At 37.9% G+C, this 14,770-nt stretch carries 12 protein-coding genes; 8 read left to right on the top strand and 4 right to left on the bottom strand.

What is annotated here, in order from left to right; all coding sequences use genetic code 11:
* Positions 1-94 precede the first annotated feature (94 nt).
* The 3 genes from QOX35_RS13405 (at position 95) to proS (ending at position 2,693) form a co-directional block, all read left to right on the top strand.
* Positions 95-667 (top strand): Crp/Fnr family transcriptional regulator, encoded by a 573-nt coding sequence (locus QOX35_RS13405; protein ID WP_283687370.1) that lies wholly within the window; start codon positions 95-97, stop codon positions 665-667.
* 76 nt (positions 668-743) lie between these two features.
* The gene (locus QOX35_RS13400) at positions 744-1,133 is read left to right on the top strand and encodes a pyridoxamine 5'-phosphate oxidase family protein (RefSeq protein WP_283687369.1); all 390 of its coding nucleotides are present in this window, start codon (positions 744-746) and stop codon (positions 1,131-1,133) included.
* Between the two features lie 78 nt (positions 1,134-1,211).
* Positions 1,212-2,693 carry a proline--tRNA ligase gene (proS, locus tag QOX35_RS13395; protein WP_135106954.1) on the top strand — a complete coding sequence of 494 codons (1,482 nt, stop codon included), beginning with the start codon at positions 1,212-1,214 and terminating at the stop codon, positions 2,691-2,693.
* Between the two features lie 75 nt (positions 2,694-2,768).
* Here proS and QOX35_RS13390 read toward each other — a convergent pair whose 3' ends face one another.
* Positions 2,769-3,257, bottom strand: a complete 489-nt coding sequence (locus QOX35_RS13390) for a DinB family protein (protein WP_283687368.1) — start codon at positions 3,255-3,257, stop codon at positions 2,769-2,771.
* Positions 3,258-3,606: 349 nt separating this feature from the next.
* Between QOX35_RS13390 and QOX35_RS13385 the strand changes: the two genes are divergently transcribed.
* Positions 3,607-4,056, top strand: coding sequence for a DUF3836 domain-containing protein (locus QOX35_RS13385; protein WP_283687367.1), 450 nt, complete (start codon positions 3,607-3,609; stop codon positions 4,054-4,056).
* 112 nt (positions 4,057-4,168) lie between these two features.
* On the top strand, positions 4,169-5,011 hold the full coding sequence (locus tag QOX35_RS13380; protein ID WP_283687365.1) for a patatin-like phospholipase family protein: 843 nt from the start codon (positions 4,169-4,171) through the stop codon (positions 5,009-5,011).
* Here the strand turns inward: QOX35_RS13380 and pepE are convergent, their stop codons facing one another.
* From pepE to eno, 3 genes are all read right to left on the bottom strand, one after another.
* Positions 5,012-5,722 (bottom strand): dipeptidase PepE, encoded by a 711-nt coding sequence (pepE, locus tag QOX35_RS13375; RefSeq protein ID WP_283687364.1) that lies wholly within the window; start codon positions 5,720-5,722, stop codon positions 5,012-5,014. It abuts the gene before it with no gap.
* Between the two features lie 136 nt (positions 5,723-5,858).
* Positions 5,859-6,890 (bottom strand): N-acetylmuramoyl-L-alanine amidase family protein, encoded by a 1,032-nt coding sequence (locus QOX35_RS13370; protein WP_283687363.1) that lies wholly within the window; start codon positions 6,888-6,890, stop codon positions 5,859-5,861.
* A 203-nt stretch (positions 6,891-7,093) separates the two neighbouring features.
* On the bottom strand, positions 7,094-8,383 hold the full coding sequence (gene eno / locus QOX35_RS13365) for a phosphopyruvate hydratase (protein WP_006842055.1): 1,290 nt from the start codon (positions 8,381-8,383) through the stop codon (positions 7,094-7,096).
* A gap of 341 nt (positions 8,384-8,724) precedes the next feature.
* Between eno and QOX35_RS13360 the strand changes: the two genes are divergently transcribed.
* From QOX35_RS13360 to QOX35_RS13350, 3 genes are all read left to right on the top strand, one after another.
* Positions 8,725-11,550, top strand: coding sequence for an FAD-binding and (Fe-S)-binding domain-containing protein (locus tag QOX35_RS13360; RefSeq protein ID WP_283687362.1), 2,826 nt, complete (start codon positions 8,725-8,727; stop codon positions 11,548-11,550).
* A gap of 95 nt (positions 11,551-11,645) precedes the next feature.
* Complete coding sequence (locus QOX35_RS13355; protein ID WP_283687361.1) at positions 11,646-12,113, top strand: hypothetical protein; 468 nt, start codon at positions 11,646-11,648, stop codon at positions 12,111-12,113.
* Positions 12,114-12,203: 90 nt separating this feature from the next.
* Positions 12,204-14,414, top strand: coding sequence for a TonB-dependent receptor (locus tag QOX35_RS13350; RefSeq protein ID WP_283687360.1), 2,211 nt, complete (start codon positions 12,204-12,206; stop codon positions 14,412-14,414).
* Positions 14,415-14,770: the final 356 nt, after the last annotated feature.

Below are 14,770 nucleotides of genomic sequence, written 5' to 3'. Positions count from 1 at the left end.
TCTTATATTAGTAGATGGCAAAGATACAAAATATCAATAAGGACAAACTCTGTCTTTTTTATATTACTTTAGAGCCTTTATTAAATAACAAGCGATGTATAGTAAACTGATCAGCCATATTCGCAATTATATTCATTTCGAGGACTCAGATATTGAAATATTATCTCAATATATAACCCTCCTTGATCTAAAAAGCAAACAATTTGTATTGGAAGAAGGACAAGTCTGCAAAGCCTACTACTTCATTGAAACAGGCTGCATGCGCATGTTCTTCCACAACGACAAAGGAACGGAGCAAACGATTCAGTTTGCGTTGGAGAGTTGGTGGATGACGGATTATATGAGCCTTTCTAACCAAAAACCGTCCGACTATTATATACAAGCGATAGAAAATTCGAGAGTGCTGGCTATTGGTTTTCACGATTTTCAAAAAATGATTTTAGAGTTGCCCTCTTTAGAGCGATATTTCAGGTTAGTCACCGAAAGAGCACTTGCTGCTTCACAGTTTAGAATGAAGCTGCTCTATGAACTTTCGAAAGAAGAAATATATAAACACTTTAAGACATCTTTTCCCGAGTTTGTTCAACGTGTTCCTCAATATATGCTTGCTTCGTTCCTAGGACTTACCCCGGAATACCTGAGCGAGATTAGAAAAAAGAACCCTTAAGGTATTTCTTAAACCAGCTTAAGATTTACCCATCCGATGAATTGTAATTTTATGCCTGAATAAAATTACAAAAACAATGAATGAATCAAAGAAACTTACAGAGAAATTTCATAAAGTAATCGAAAATGAAGGCGTAGTATCAATCGTATCATGGGGAAAAGAAGAACCACATATAGCTAACACATGGAACTCATATCTGGAAATTACAGAAGATGAACGCATTCTCATCCCAGCCTATGGCTTGCGTAAAACACAAAAAAATGTAGAAGTAAATAACAAAGTAAAACTTACATTGGGCAGTAGAAATGTTTTAGGCTATAAAGATTATCAGGGAACAGGCTTTTATATAGAAGGAACGGCGAAATATATTACTTCGGGAGAGGAATATGACTATATGAAAGCAAAATACTCATTTCTGAGCAGGGTATTGGAAGTTACAGTGACTTCTATAAAACAAACCCTGTAAGAAATACAAATCAAATATCATTTAATTAAGGGCTTTTACTAACTTTGTAGCAATTTTGGAAAAACAGAATTCAATAATATGGCAAAAGAACTTAAAGAACTGACACCTCGAAGTCAAGATTACAGTCAGTGGTATCTCGATTTGGTATTAAAAGCAGATTTAGCAGAAAACTCTGCTGTACGCGGATGTATGGTGATAAAGCCATACGGCTATGCGATTTGGGAAAAAATGCAACGTCAATTAGACGACATGTTCAAAGAAACAGGACACATGAATGCTTATTTCCCGCTTTTCATCCCCAAGTCATTTTTGAGTAAAGAGGCTGACCATGTTGAAGGTTTTGCTAAAGAATGTGCTGTTGTAACTCACTACCGTCTAAAAAATGATCCTGACGGAAAGGGAGTAATAGTTGACCCTGATGCAAAATTAGAAGAGGAACTTATTGTTCGTCCAACTTCCGAAACGATTATCTGGAACACGTACCGTAATTGGATACAATCATATAGAGATCTACCTATCTTGGTAAATCAATGGGCAAATGTCGTACGTTGGGAGATGCGTACCCGTTTATTCCTGCGTACCGCAGAATTCTTGTGGCAAGAAGGGCATACAGCTCATGCCACAAAAGAAGAAGCGGTAGAGGAAGCGGAAAAAATGTTGAACGTGTATGCTCAGTTTGCCGAGGAGTATATGGCCGTGCCTGTAATTAAAGGTGTGAAATCAGCATCTGAACGGTTTGCCGGTGCTGTAGATACATATACAATCGAAGCCATGATGCAGGATGGGAAAGCCCTTCAATCGGGAACATCTCACTTCCTTGGACAGAATTTTGCAAAAGCATTTGATGTGAAATTTGCGGATAAAGAGGGTAAGATGGATTACGTATGGGCTACTTCATGGGGAGTATCTACTCGCCTTATCGGAGCTCTGATAATGGCACACTCGGATGATAACGGACTTGTGCTTCCTCCAAAGCTAGCTCCATTCCAAGTTGTTATTGTTCCTATATATAAAGGTGAAGAACAATTAGCCTTAATCAACCAAAAGGTGGATGGCATTGTAAAATCATTGAAAGCTCTTGGCATCAGTGTTAAATATGACAATGCAGACAACAAAAAACCGGGATGGAAATTCTCCGAATATGAATTGAAAGGAGTTCCTGTACGTTTGGCTATGGGTGCTCGCGATATGGAAAATAACACAGTAGAAGTTGCTCGCCGCGACACGCTGACTAAAGAGACTGTATCATGTGATGGACTGGATATGTATATCAAGAATCTATTGGATGATATTCAGGCCAACATCTACAAGAAGGCGTTCGATTTCAGAGCTAAGCAGACGATCACTGTAGAGACATACGAAGAGTTTAAAGAGAAGATAGAGGAAGGTGTATTTATTCTTGCTCACTGGGATGGCACGGCCGAAACTGAAGAAAAAGTGAAAGCTGAGACAAAAGCAACAATACGTTGTATCCCTCTTGAAGGAGATAAAACTCCGGGCAAATGTATGGTTACAGGAAAGCCATCTGCTCAACGAGTAATATTCGCCAGAGCTTATTAATTGAGGATAATAACTATTTATAATAGAAGAGGATTTGGGGTTTCCAAATCCTCTCTTTATTTTGAAGAGTATGTCTTAAGCATTACTGATATGCAGCTCATGAATCTCATGTATATGCAAGTGCAAGTGAGGGAGATAATTTATAATCATCTCTTTTAGAGAGACTCTATCACCTAGCGCTGTAATCCATTCATTACCGAGCTTATCAGTGTCTACATGTTTGATAACATGTATTATGTGGAGATTTGAATATTTCCACAATTGAACCAAGTCCTCCCAATTCTCTGTCTGATAATCCTGAATAGCGATCCATCTGTCATTATTTCCCAAGTTAGCATAATCAGGGAAAATCAATGGACTAGGCTGGTTTTGCAAATGAATAATACGATGTATATTATTAGATGCTGAATCTATTAAGTGTCCAAGTGTCTGTTTTATATTTCTGTTCTGCTTATTTAGTTTCGTGGTTATCTGTTCTTCTGACAATGATAGTAGAAATTGCTCTTCGGTATTAATGACTTGCTTAACACCATCTATAACCTGATAAAAATTAATTTTTTCCATTTCTTTAATTCATTAAGGATAATAAATAATATTCTATATTATCTGTAAGCAGAAAACGATGTAAAGATAAGTTCTTTCACCTTACTGAAAAGCATTTTATTAATTATATCATAAAAAATATGGCTAAAAAAGAACAGTCTTTCAATCATTAACCTTAATTAACACCAGTAATAAACGACTAATTTACAAACATATATACATAAAACACACTTCTATGCATAACATAGTACTAAAAATAGACTAACTTTTTTGTAACTATTCGATAGTAGACAACGTCATATATATAGAAAGCGCTTTTAAAAACAAAATTTCGATCTATTAACAAGGTAACAATTTAAAAGATACCGACATGAAAGCAATATTTTTAACAACAGTTTTGGCAACGCTATTTTCATTCTCTAATATATATGCAGGAAATTCAAAAGACAAAGTATATAGCAATATCGAAACCACTAAATACGCTTGCACAAAAGAATATACAACAGTAGACGGCACTTCATTAGAAGCTTTGAAAAAAGCTGTGTTTGTCTACGATACAAAAAACAATCTGAAGGAAAAAACATATTACAAATGGAGTTCTCAAGGATGGGTTGGAACTTATAAATATGTATATGAATACAATTCGGATGGAAGCAAAGTGGCCAATCTTATCTTCACCAAGTGGGATAAAAATATGGCAACATGGTCTACCAAATCGCAGCATCTAATACACGTATATGATGATGCGAGCGGAAAACTATTAACAGTTAAGCAAGTTCAAGTAAACAATAATTCCAGTGGTCTTATTGCTAATAAATAAGCCACATACTTAGAATTACTACTTTTCGAGTTCTGTTCCTTGCGATAAAGAGCAGAACTTTTTTTATTGCAAAAATTGCTATCTTTAGCCCCCAATAAGTATAAAAACGAAGATGATTAATACATCAGAGATAGGATTGGTACTTGAAGGAGGAGGTATGCGCGGAGTTTTCACCTGTGGAGTTTTGGATTATTTCATGAGTCGAAATATAGAATTTCCTTATGCAATTGGTGTATCTGCCGGAGCGTGTAATGGACTTTCTTTTATCTCTAAGCAACAAGGAAGAGCTAAATATAGCAATGTAGACCTTCTGGCTAAATATAAATATATAGGGCTTAAGCATTATATAAAAAAACGAAATATCATGGATTTCGATTTACTGTTCCATGAGTTTCCTGAAAATATTATACCCTACGATTATCAGACTTACTTCTCCTCTCCATCACGGTTCGAAATGGTAACGTCCAATTGCCTTACAGGGCAAGCAGAGTACTTAGAAGAGAAATCGAATAAGGAGAGGGTTATAGATATTGTAAAAGCATCCAGCAGTTTACCTATTATGTGCCCTATAGCGTATGTAGATGATATCCCTATGCTTGATGGAGGCATCTGCGACTCAATACCTGTAAACAGGGCAATAAATCAGGGTTATAAAAAAAACATAGTAATTCTTACACGCAACAAAGGATATAGGAAAGAAAGCAAGGATATAAAAATACCATCTTTCATTTACCGGAAATATCCGGCTATGCGTGAGGCTTTAAGTAACAGAAATAGTCTTTATAATTCTCAATTGGATTTGATAGAAAAGCTTGAGGAGGAAGGATCTGTATTTGTTATCAGACCCCAAAAACCGATCATTGTAGATCGTATAGAAAAAGATATAAACAAACTCACAGCACTCTACGAAGAGGGCTATGAGTGTGGTATGTCTATTGAGAAGATGAACCTTTAATCACTTCTTTAGTAGAAAACTGAAATCATCACCTGTTTTCAATTCTCTTGGTTCTTCTCCATATTTGAATATACGTGCTGTCTTTTTTCCGATAAGTTTCAACTCATCGCCTTCAAGATTCAGCATAGAGCCTTCTCGCAGTCCGACAACATATATGTCCTGGTTTTCTGTAATAAATTCCCTGATACGATCTTCACGAGTTTCACCCCCATGATTTTCGGGATGTGTATCCAGATAATGTGGGTTTATTTGAAAAGGAACAAGGTTCGCCACATCAAACCCTTTAGGATCGATAATTGGCATATCGTTTGTTGTTCGCAATGTAGGACAAGCCACATTTGAACCCGCACTCCATCCTATATATGGAACTCCTTGTTTTACTCTTTTACCGATAAGCTCTATAATCTTATTATCACGCAGCATGCGAACAAGCTTCCATGTATTACCACCTCCTACTACAATAGCCTCTGCTTCTTCAACTGCCTTTACAGGATCGTCGTAGTGATGAATGCTAACAACACTATGCCCTATTTCTTTGAAACGATCGTTGACTTTCTTCTCATATTCATCGTAGGAAAAAGTAACCGCAGCATAAGGAATAAATAATGCTTTTACAGGTTTTTCTCCTAAAAACTCTTTAATGTTATACTTCGGATAGTCTAAATACGCCTCTCCCGGATTTGTTGAATTGCTGATAAGTAATAATCTCATAATGCACTTTTTTGTATTTATACAAATATATTAGTTTTTATGATAACTGACAATGGAGGTTTTCTTCACCTGTTGTATCGTAGAGCTATCAATATTCAAAAGGATAAGAGCTAAAAAGTATTAGAATATCTATTCTTTACTTTCCCTTTTTCCAGTTTTCATAGTCTTTGATGAAACCCCTACACATCCAATTAGCCAAAGCCTGCCTGTTATCTGATTGTAAAAAGCGACGCTGGTCGAAACTATTCTGAATATTGCCAAGCTCTGCATAAATACCCACAGGCAGAGTTTTATCAAGAACGTATAATGTTCGTGTACTTACTGTTCCGGTAAAGCCTCTATCCGGCTGATGCTTGTCATAATGATCACTAAAAGTCTCACGCATTGTATTCGCGAGTTTTTTACCCGCAGTACTATTCTTTGAGTAATAGAAAAATACATCTAGTTGTTGTTTCTGACTTCTGCTATCCAAATGGATAAAAACAGATCTTTTATATTTTGCTTTCGAACGCTTACTCAAGCTGTTTATTTTATCTGTTCGTTGTTTCAACCGGGCAATCTGGTTCAAAGGGATAGTAGCCCCCATACATGTTTCACGCTTACTGTTCGATAAATAACGGTCATCCCTTATACCATCCTCTGCATCTTGAATAATCATATATACTGTAGCTCCTTCTTCCATCAAGTTGCGTGCAAGCCTAAGCGTTATATCATAAGCGTACTCATCTTCGCAAAGTTCATACCCGTCTACCTCTGCCATTGCTCCGGGGTCGGGTCCTCCGTGCCCACTGGATAAGAAGAAACACGCACCTTTTAGCTTATCTGATTTAATCGTATATTCTGCATATTTTTCTCCAAAAAGCTTATTCTCCGTTTTTTTACCCGTTTGACCAGAAACCAAAACTTCGCTCTCTGTTTTATTCGTATTATCCTTATCCGTGTCAGGTAATAGATACGAAACATCCTTCAATAGAGAATTTTCTTTACCGAACTTTCCTTTATTCAACTCCAGAAACTTATTAAGATTATCTGTCCCTGTGCGTTTGTTTCTTCTCAGAAAAGCGTGTATACCTTCACCATTACGAGGTGTATCTTTTTCACTTTGAGAATAAACAGAGACACTTGATATTATAAGTATTGAAAAGATTATAAGTCGAATATATTTCATATGTCACTAAACTTAGCCGGAACGGCAGTAAGAAATTTTGGAGTTGGTAAAGATACTAAGATTTCGCCAAAGATTGGGTCGAATGGGGATTTTGTTGTAGGCGATAGTCTCTATCAAGGGGAGAAAACTAAAATATATAGATCCAAAAGAAACAAAGGCTGTCCCTATCGGAACAGCCTTTATTATATCAAGAAGTTTCCTTCTTATTTTTTACGTTGTACACGTTGCCATCCGTAAACAGCTTTGTCTCCAAGTTCTTCTTCGATACGAAGTAATTGGTTGTATTTAGCCATACGGTCTGAACGGCTCAATGAACCTGTTTTAATTTGTCCTGAGTTAGTTGCAACTGCGATATCAGCAATTGTAGCATCTTCAGTTTCTCCCGAACGGTGAGAAGTTACACTAGTGTAACCTGCACGGTGAGCCATTTCGATAGCATCCAAAGTTTCAGTAAGTGAACCAATTTGGTTTACTTTGATAAGGATTGAGTTAGCACAACCTGTTTCTATACCTTTTTTCAAGAACTCAACGTTAGTTACAAACAAGTCATCACCTACCAACTGAACTTTATCTCCAAGTTTGTCTGTAAGCAATTTCCATCCGTCCCAGTCATTTTCGCCCATACCATCTTCGATAGAATCGATAGGGTATTTAGCTACTAGGCTTGCAAGGAATTCAACTTGTTCTGCAGATGTACGTTTAGCTCCGTTAGGACCTTCAAATTTAGAATAGTCATAAACACCACCTTTGAAGAATTCAGAAGCAGCACAGTCTAAAGCGATTGTAACATCTTTTCCCGGCTCATATCCTGCAGCTTTAATAGCTTTAAGGATTGATTCAAGAGCATCTTCTGTACCATTCAATGTTGGAGCAAAACCACCTTCGTCACCTACAGCTGTACTAAGACCTCTGTCGTGGAATTCTTTCTTCAAAGCGTGGAATACTTCAGCTCCACAGCGCAAACCTTCTTTGAAAGAAGGAGCACCTACCGGACGAATCATAAACTCTTGGAATGCGATAGGAGCATCAGAGTGAGATCCACCGTTGATGATGTTCATCATCGGTACAGGAAGAGTATAAGTGTTAGTACCGCCAATATAGCGATACAATGGAAGTTCAAGGTAGTTAGCAGCAGCTTTAGCTACAGCAAGAGAAACACCAAGAATAGCATTAGCTCCTAAATTAGATTTAGTCTTTGTTCCGTCAAGGGCAATCATTTTCAAATCGATACCTCTTTGATCAAGAGCAGATTCACCTAAAAGAGCCGGAGCGATAACTTTGTTTACGTTGTCAACAGCTTTCACTACACCTTTACCAAGGTAGCGTTTTTTGTCACCGTCGCGAAGTTCCAAAGCTTCGTTTTCACCAGTTGAAGCACCAGATGGTACTGCAGCACGACCAACCACGCCACATTCCAAAGTTACATCAACTTCAATTGTAGGATTACCTCTTGAATCCAAGATTTCACGTGCGAAAATTTTCTCGATTCTCATTGTTTTTATTTGTTTAAAAATGAATAATGTATTTCGTTTTTTGTTTGTTAAAATTTGAGTAGCAAAATTAGTCTTTTTTCTTGTATTTAATAAATTATAGCAGAGGAAAAATACATCAATTTATGCTTTTTAGCAACTCATATCTCCAAAACTAAAAAGAATAATAAATATACAAAATAAACCTCAGACCTCTAAATAATTCGTTGACCTTTTAGGTTTTTATCACATCTACTCACCATTGAAATAAGTCTAAAACGTACTCCTATTTCAAATATGTTTTATAAATTGCATTGGTTTTCCGAAACCGTTTACCTATACTGATCACTAAAAAGCTAAATACTATGTTACCTGATAATTATCAGCAACTGAAAAAAGAATTATCTAAAACAATTCCGTCGAAACGAATTATTACCAATCCTCTACAACTATTAGCATACGGTACTGATGCAAGTTTTTATCGTCTGATTCCTAAAATAGTAGTACAAGTACATACAGAAGAAGAGGCTGTAGAAGTAATACGTCAGACAGGAAAACTCAATATTCCGGTTACATATCGGGCAGCAGGCACAAGCCTTTCGGGGCAAGCGATAACCGACTCGGTACTGATGGTAGCAACACACGAATGGCGGAAATATACGATTCTTGATGATGAAGCTTTAAAGATAAAACTACAGCCGGGAATAACAGGAGCCAGAGCAAATATTCACCTACAACCTTTTGGGCGCAAGATAGGTCCCGACCCGGCATCTATCAATGCTGCAATGATCGGGGGTATAGCCGCGAACAATGCGAGCGGAATGTGCTGTGGTACAGATCAGAACTCATACAAAACAATAGCAGATATTCGCATCGTCCTCTATGACGGTACTATTCTTGATACTTCGGATGAAAAAAGCAAATTGGACTTCACAGAAAAACACGCTGAAATTATCCGTGAAATAGAAAAACTTAGAGATAAAATAAAAGCAGACAACACGCTTACAGAGCGCATTAAACAGAAATACAAAATAAAGAACACGACAGGATATAGCATAAATGCATTAGTAGACTATGAAGATCCTTTCGATATCATTAAGCACCTGATGATTGGCTCGGAGGGGACACTTGCTTTCACCTCCGACATAACCTACCATACGGTTGTTGACGAGAAATATAAAGCTTGTACTCTAATGATCTTCGAAACCATAGAGAAAGCCTGTGAAGTAGTTCCTATGCTCAAAAAGACACCTGTGTCTGCAGTAGAATTACTCGATAGAGATTCTATACGATCTATCGAAGACGATCCGGAAGCTCCTTCATATTTTCGGACATTACCCGAAACAGCCTGTTTGCTGCTGGTAGAAATACAAGCCAACGAACAACTCGAAATGAATGAAAAAGAGGCTATCATTCGCAAGGCAATTGAACCATATTCCACAATACAACCATATAAATTTACATCTGATCCTAAAGAATATAATTTTAACTGGAAAGCTCGCAAAGGACTTCTGTCCTCCATTGGAGGCCTGCGAAAAACAGGAACAACATGTCTGATAGAAGACGTTGCGTTTCCAATAGATAGACTGGGAGATGCATGTGTGGCTTTAAAAGATTTATTCAAGCGTTTAGGATATGCTGATGCCGTGTTATACGGACATGCTCTTGACGGAAACTTCCATATCGTATTCTCTCAGGACTTCAACAGTCCAAGCGAGGTACAGAAGTATGCGGATATGATGGACGAACTGGCCGACATTGTTGTCAATAAGTTTGATGGTTCATTAAAAGCTGAGCATGGAACAGGGCGCAACATGGCTCCTTTTGTAGAAAAAGAATGGGGAGAAGCGGCTTATAAGATCATGCTCAAGATTAAAGATATTTTTGATCCTCATAAACTTATAAATCCGGGTGTAATCATCAACGAGAATCCCAAGATACATCTTGAGAATCTGAAACCTCTTCCTGCAGCAAATGAGATAATAGATAAATGTATGGAATGTGGCTTTTGCGAACCAAACTGTGTTGCAGAGGGGCTAACCTTATCGCCACGCCAACGGATCGTGATTGCTCGAGAGATATCAAGACTAAAAGCATTAGGTGAAGATCCTTCACGGTTGAAACAAATGCTGAATGACGCGAAGTATTATTCAGACGAGACGTGTGCTACAGATGGACTGTGTGGCTTGGTTTGTCCTGTAAAAATAGATACAGGAAAATTTATCAAGCATGTCCGACATGAAGAAGCATCGGACACTGCAAAAAAAGTAGCATCTTATATCGGCAACCGCATGGCCGGGACTACCTCGGCAGCAAGAGGAGGACTTAATTTTGTTCACTTCGTCCATTCTATATTAGGCGATACACTGATGGGTGGAATCGCTTCTACGATGAGAACCTTATCTCTAAAAACGATTCCGAAATGGAATAAGGATATGCCTAAGGGAGCGAACAAGATAAAGGATATGGTAATAAATGAAGGACAGGTAAATAAAGTTGTTTACTTTCCTTCGTGTATAAACCGTTCGATGGGCAAATCAAACGGCTATGAAAAGGGTGACGTAGAATTGACAAAAAAGACACAGGAACTTCTACAACGTGCAGGATTTACGATTATTTATCCCGAGGGTATCAATAGCCTTTGTTGTGGGATGGCGTTTAGCAGTAAAGGTCTGAAAGAAGAAGGTGCCCGCAAATCAAAAGAGCTGGAAAATGCATTATTGAAAGCTTCCGAAAATGGGAAGTATCTTATTCTATTTGATATGAGTCCATGCTTCTATACTTTCCATGAGGCATACGAGAATAAAAATTTAAAGATATATGACCCAATAGAGTTTATGCTCGACTTTGTGATGCCTAAGCTCGAAATCAAACACCCTCGTAATATAGTGACTGTTTTCCCTGTATGCTCAGTGAAAAAGATTGGCATGGAACAAAAGCTATTGCAACTGACTAAATTATGTTCTAAAGAAGTTGCCTTTGTTGATACGAATTGTTGCGGTTTTGCCGGCGACAGAGGATTCACATATCCAGAGTTGAATGCTCACGGGCAAAGGCACCTCAACGAACAAATCCCTGCCGGATGTAAAGACGGATACTCTACGAGCCGTACTTGCGAAATCGGGATGAGCGAATACAGCGATATAAACTTCAAATCTATATTTTATCTGATTGATGAAGTAACCAAATAGAGAGAATAGAGAAAAGACTAAATAGAATCACTCTAAATTAAAAAAAACTTAAAACCTATATGTGTCTATAATTTTCTCATATCTTTGTATTTGATATGAAAAGATTTGCACAAAATACAATTCTTATAATTGCTGCCGCAACGGTGTTTTTTACCGGTGCGGGGGTTACAATTATAAACTACTGCTGCAATTCATGTAGTGAGCAAACCCTTTTCATGACCGAGCAACATACATGTTGTTCTCTAGAACATCAGAAAGTAGAGCAGAAAGGTGATTGCTGTTCGATGCACAAAGATGTATTACACGATGAATCGTGCGGAGACACTTCTTTCACTCAGGATATATCTTGCACCACTTCTCGTTTATCTATAGATATTGATGCCTCTTCATTCAGGCCGATAGTATCTGTGCCATTCGTTTGGATATCGGATGTTTCACCAACTATTCCTTTGAGTATCCTTACAGATAATTCTTTATATACTCAGGATAATTCTATATTCGAATCTCCACCGGATATTCCACCTCGTGAATACCTGTCACTCATTCGTGTACTTATTATTTGATTTTTGTAATACACATCTACTTATTGTGTACCGATCGGGTATGCAACAAAGTTTCTATTGTATTTTACAAATCGAATAATAAGAATTCAAATGAAAACATTTAAAATATTTATTCTACTTCTCCTCATCCCCATTTTCGCCTTTAGCAAAGACATATTGAAAGGGTATGTATTCGACAGCCAAAAACAGCCCTTAATCGGTGCATCTGTACGATGGGAGAATGCAAAGGCGGGAGTAATGACTGACGAACATGGTTACTTTGAAATATCGGGTACGCCACACAAAGATCACATGCTCGCCATATCGTATGTCGGATTTGAAGATAAAGTTATCCACATACATGATTTTGCAGACACACAAAACGTTGTGTTGGAAGAAAATGCCGAATTAGGCGAAGTCGTTGTAGAAAGAACAGTACCGGGAACAATCAAATCCCGGACAAGCCTATTGAATACCGAAAAAATAACAACCAAAGAATTGCACCGTGCTGCATGTTGCAACCTTTCCGAAAGCTTCGAAACAAATCCTTCGGTAGATGTATCATTTAGCGATGCGGTAACAGGAGCTAAACAAATACAACTGCTCGGGCTAGCCGGAACTTACGTACAAACATTGACAGAAAACAATCCTAACTTTAGAGGTGCAGCCTCAGTATACGGACTGGATTACATACCCGGACCATGGATGGAAAGCATACAGATATCTAAAGGCGCGGCTTCGGTAAAAAACGGCTATGAGTCGATTACAGGACAAATGAATGTGGAATACAAAAAGCCAAATAGCGCTGATCCTCTCAGCTTAAATCTATTTTCGAGTGATGCCGGAAGATATGAAGGCAATGCCGATGCAGCATTTATCTTGAATGATAAATTAAGCACAGGAGTATTCCTGCACTATTCGAATGAATCTGCATCACATGACGACAACGATGACAGTTTCTTAGACATGCCGAAGAAACACCAGTTTAATATGATGAACAGGTGGAATTATATGTCAGGCAGATATGCTTCACAATTCGGCGTTCGTTTCTTACAGGATTACCGTACCAGTGGGCAAACAATGCATACCTTAAATTCCGCCTCCATCAATACTGATCCGTACGAAATATCTGTAAAGACAAACAGAGGTGAATTTTATACAAAGAACTCATACATTGTAGACGAAGAACGTAACGGAAATATTGCTCTGATATTCACAGGCTCATATCACGATCAGAAATCAAAGTATGCAGCAGACAAATACAATGTATATGAAAACAATCTATATGCATCGCTGATGTATGAAACAGCGTTTGGCAAGATGCATCAACTAAGTGCAGGTTTAAGTATGAACTGGGACAAATACAATCAATCAATTTATCTGACTCAGTCAATCACAAATCAGCCCGATGAAGAAACTGTAACAGGAGGATACCTGCAATATACCTTTAACAAGGATGATAAGTTCATTGCCCTTGCCGGATTACGGACAGACTACAGCACCCTGCACAAAAAAGCATTCGTTACGCCACGCCTCCACTTAAAGTATATGCCTGTAGAATGGCTAAACCTTAGAGCATCTGCGGGGAAAGGCTATCGTACAGTATTTGTTATGCCTGAAAACAGCTACTTCTTGGCAAGCAGCCGCAAGATAGAAATAGCAGATAATCTGCAACAAGAATCGGCATGGAACTATGGTACAAGCATCTCTTTTCATATACCAATCAGAGGAGAAGAGCTAACCATATCGGGAGAGTGGTACAGAACCGACTTTGACAATCAGGTGGTAACCGATGTAGACAGCGACCCTCATGCTGTAAAGTTCTATAACCTGTCGGGCAAATCGTATGCCGATAGTTATCAGATAGAAGCGTCATACCCCTTATTCAAAGGGTTTAATATATTGGGAGCGTATCGTTGGACAAATGCAAAAACAACTTACGGAGACAAACTAATGAAAAAACCTCTGATAAGTGATTACAAAGCGCTTTTAACAGGCTCTTACGAAACCCGCCTAAAGAAATGGGTATTCGACCTTACCGCCCAATTTAACGGAGGCGGACGTATGCCAACCCCTGATGTGGTGAATCCTTTGTGGAAAACTACATTCGATTCGTTTACAATACTGAATGCACAGATCACTAAGAACTTCCGTAATTGGAGTATCTATGTAGGTGCAGAAAATATTACGGATTTCAAACAAAAGAATCCGATCGTCTCGGCAGAAAATCCATTTGGTGATGACTTTGATGCCACAATGGTGTGGGGACCAACTCAGGGTCGTAAATTCTACGTGGGATTACGATATGCTATTGGAAAATAGTTAAATCATTTATAATCTAAAATATTAAGCGGGGTGAAGTATCTTAATTAATGAGATATTTCACCTCGCTTTTTATATTTATGTCTTACAAAAAGAATTAGCTTTATCAATAAGATGAGAGAGGAAAGGAAAATAGGTAAAAAAATCAAGACATTGACTAACAATGCCGTTTCTTGCATATCTATATCCAGAAAGTAAAGTACAACTCCTATCAGCAGCCAACAAAGAATAGAAAGGACAGACATTACCAATAATGCCAAAGGCTCTCTTCTACCCTTAAAGTGCTTTATCAATACATAAGCCGGTACAAGAATAACGAAGAATAATATGAGGGAGAAGTCTAATCCAAACATTAC

Origin of the sequence: Dysgonomonas sp. Marseille-Q5470, from assembly GCF_951230145.1 — a bacterium.
Classification (GTDB): domain Bacteria; phylum Bacteroidota; class Bacteroidia; order Bacteroidales; family Dysgonomonadaceae; genus Dysgonomonas.
The sequence above is the reverse complement of the archived record's forward strand: the minus strand, read 5'-3'. Positions and strand labels throughout refer to the sequence as shown.

Excerpts from the sequence above, each read along its gene's own strand:
- eno (WP_006842055.1), bottom strand. The coding sequence starts at position 8,383 with ATGAGAATCGAGAAAATTTTCGCACGTGAAATCTTGGATTCAAGAGGT.
- QOX35_RS13355 (WP_283687361.1), top strand. The coding sequence starts at position 11,646 with ATGAAAAGATTTGCACAAAATACAATTCTTATAATTGCTGCCGCAACG.
- QOX35_RS13370 (WP_283687363.1), bottom strand. The coding sequence starts at position 6,890 with ATGAAATATATTCGACTTATAATCTTTTCAATACTTATAATATCAAGT.
- pepE (WP_283687364.1), bottom strand. The coding sequence starts at position 5,722 with ATGAGATTATTACTTATCAGCAATTCAACAAATCCGGGAGAGGCGTAT.
- QOX35_RS13405 (WP_283687370.1), top strand. The coding sequence starts at position 95 with ATGTATAGTAAACTGATCAGCCATATTCGCAATTATATTCATTTCGAG.
- QOX35_RS13360 (WP_283687362.1), top strand. The coding sequence starts at position 8,725 with ATGTTACCTGATAATTATCAGCAACTGAAAAAAGAATTATCTAAAACA.
- QOX35_RS13400 (WP_283687369.1), top strand. The coding sequence starts at position 744 with ATGAATGAATCAAAGAAACTTACAGAGAAATTTCATAAAGTAATCGAA.
- QOX35_RS13350 (WP_283687360.1), top strand. The coding sequence starts at position 12,204 with ATGAAAACATTTAAAATATTTATTCTACTTCTCCTCATCCCCATTTTC.
- QOX35_RS13380 (WP_283687365.1), top strand. The coding sequence starts at position 4,169 with ATGATTAATACATCAGAGATAGGATTGGTACTTGAAGGAGGAGGTATG.
- QOX35_RS13390 (WP_283687368.1), bottom strand. The coding sequence starts at position 3,257 with ATGGAAAAAATTAATTTTTATCAGGTTATAGATGGTGTTAAGCAAGTC.
- QOX35_RS13385 (WP_283687367.1), top strand. The coding sequence starts at position 3,607 with ATGAAAGCAATATTTTTAACAACAGTTTTGGCAACGCTATTTTCATTC.
- proS (WP_135106954.1), top strand. The coding sequence starts at position 1,212 with ATGGCAAAAGAACTTAAAGAACTGACACCTCGAAGTCAAGATTACAGT.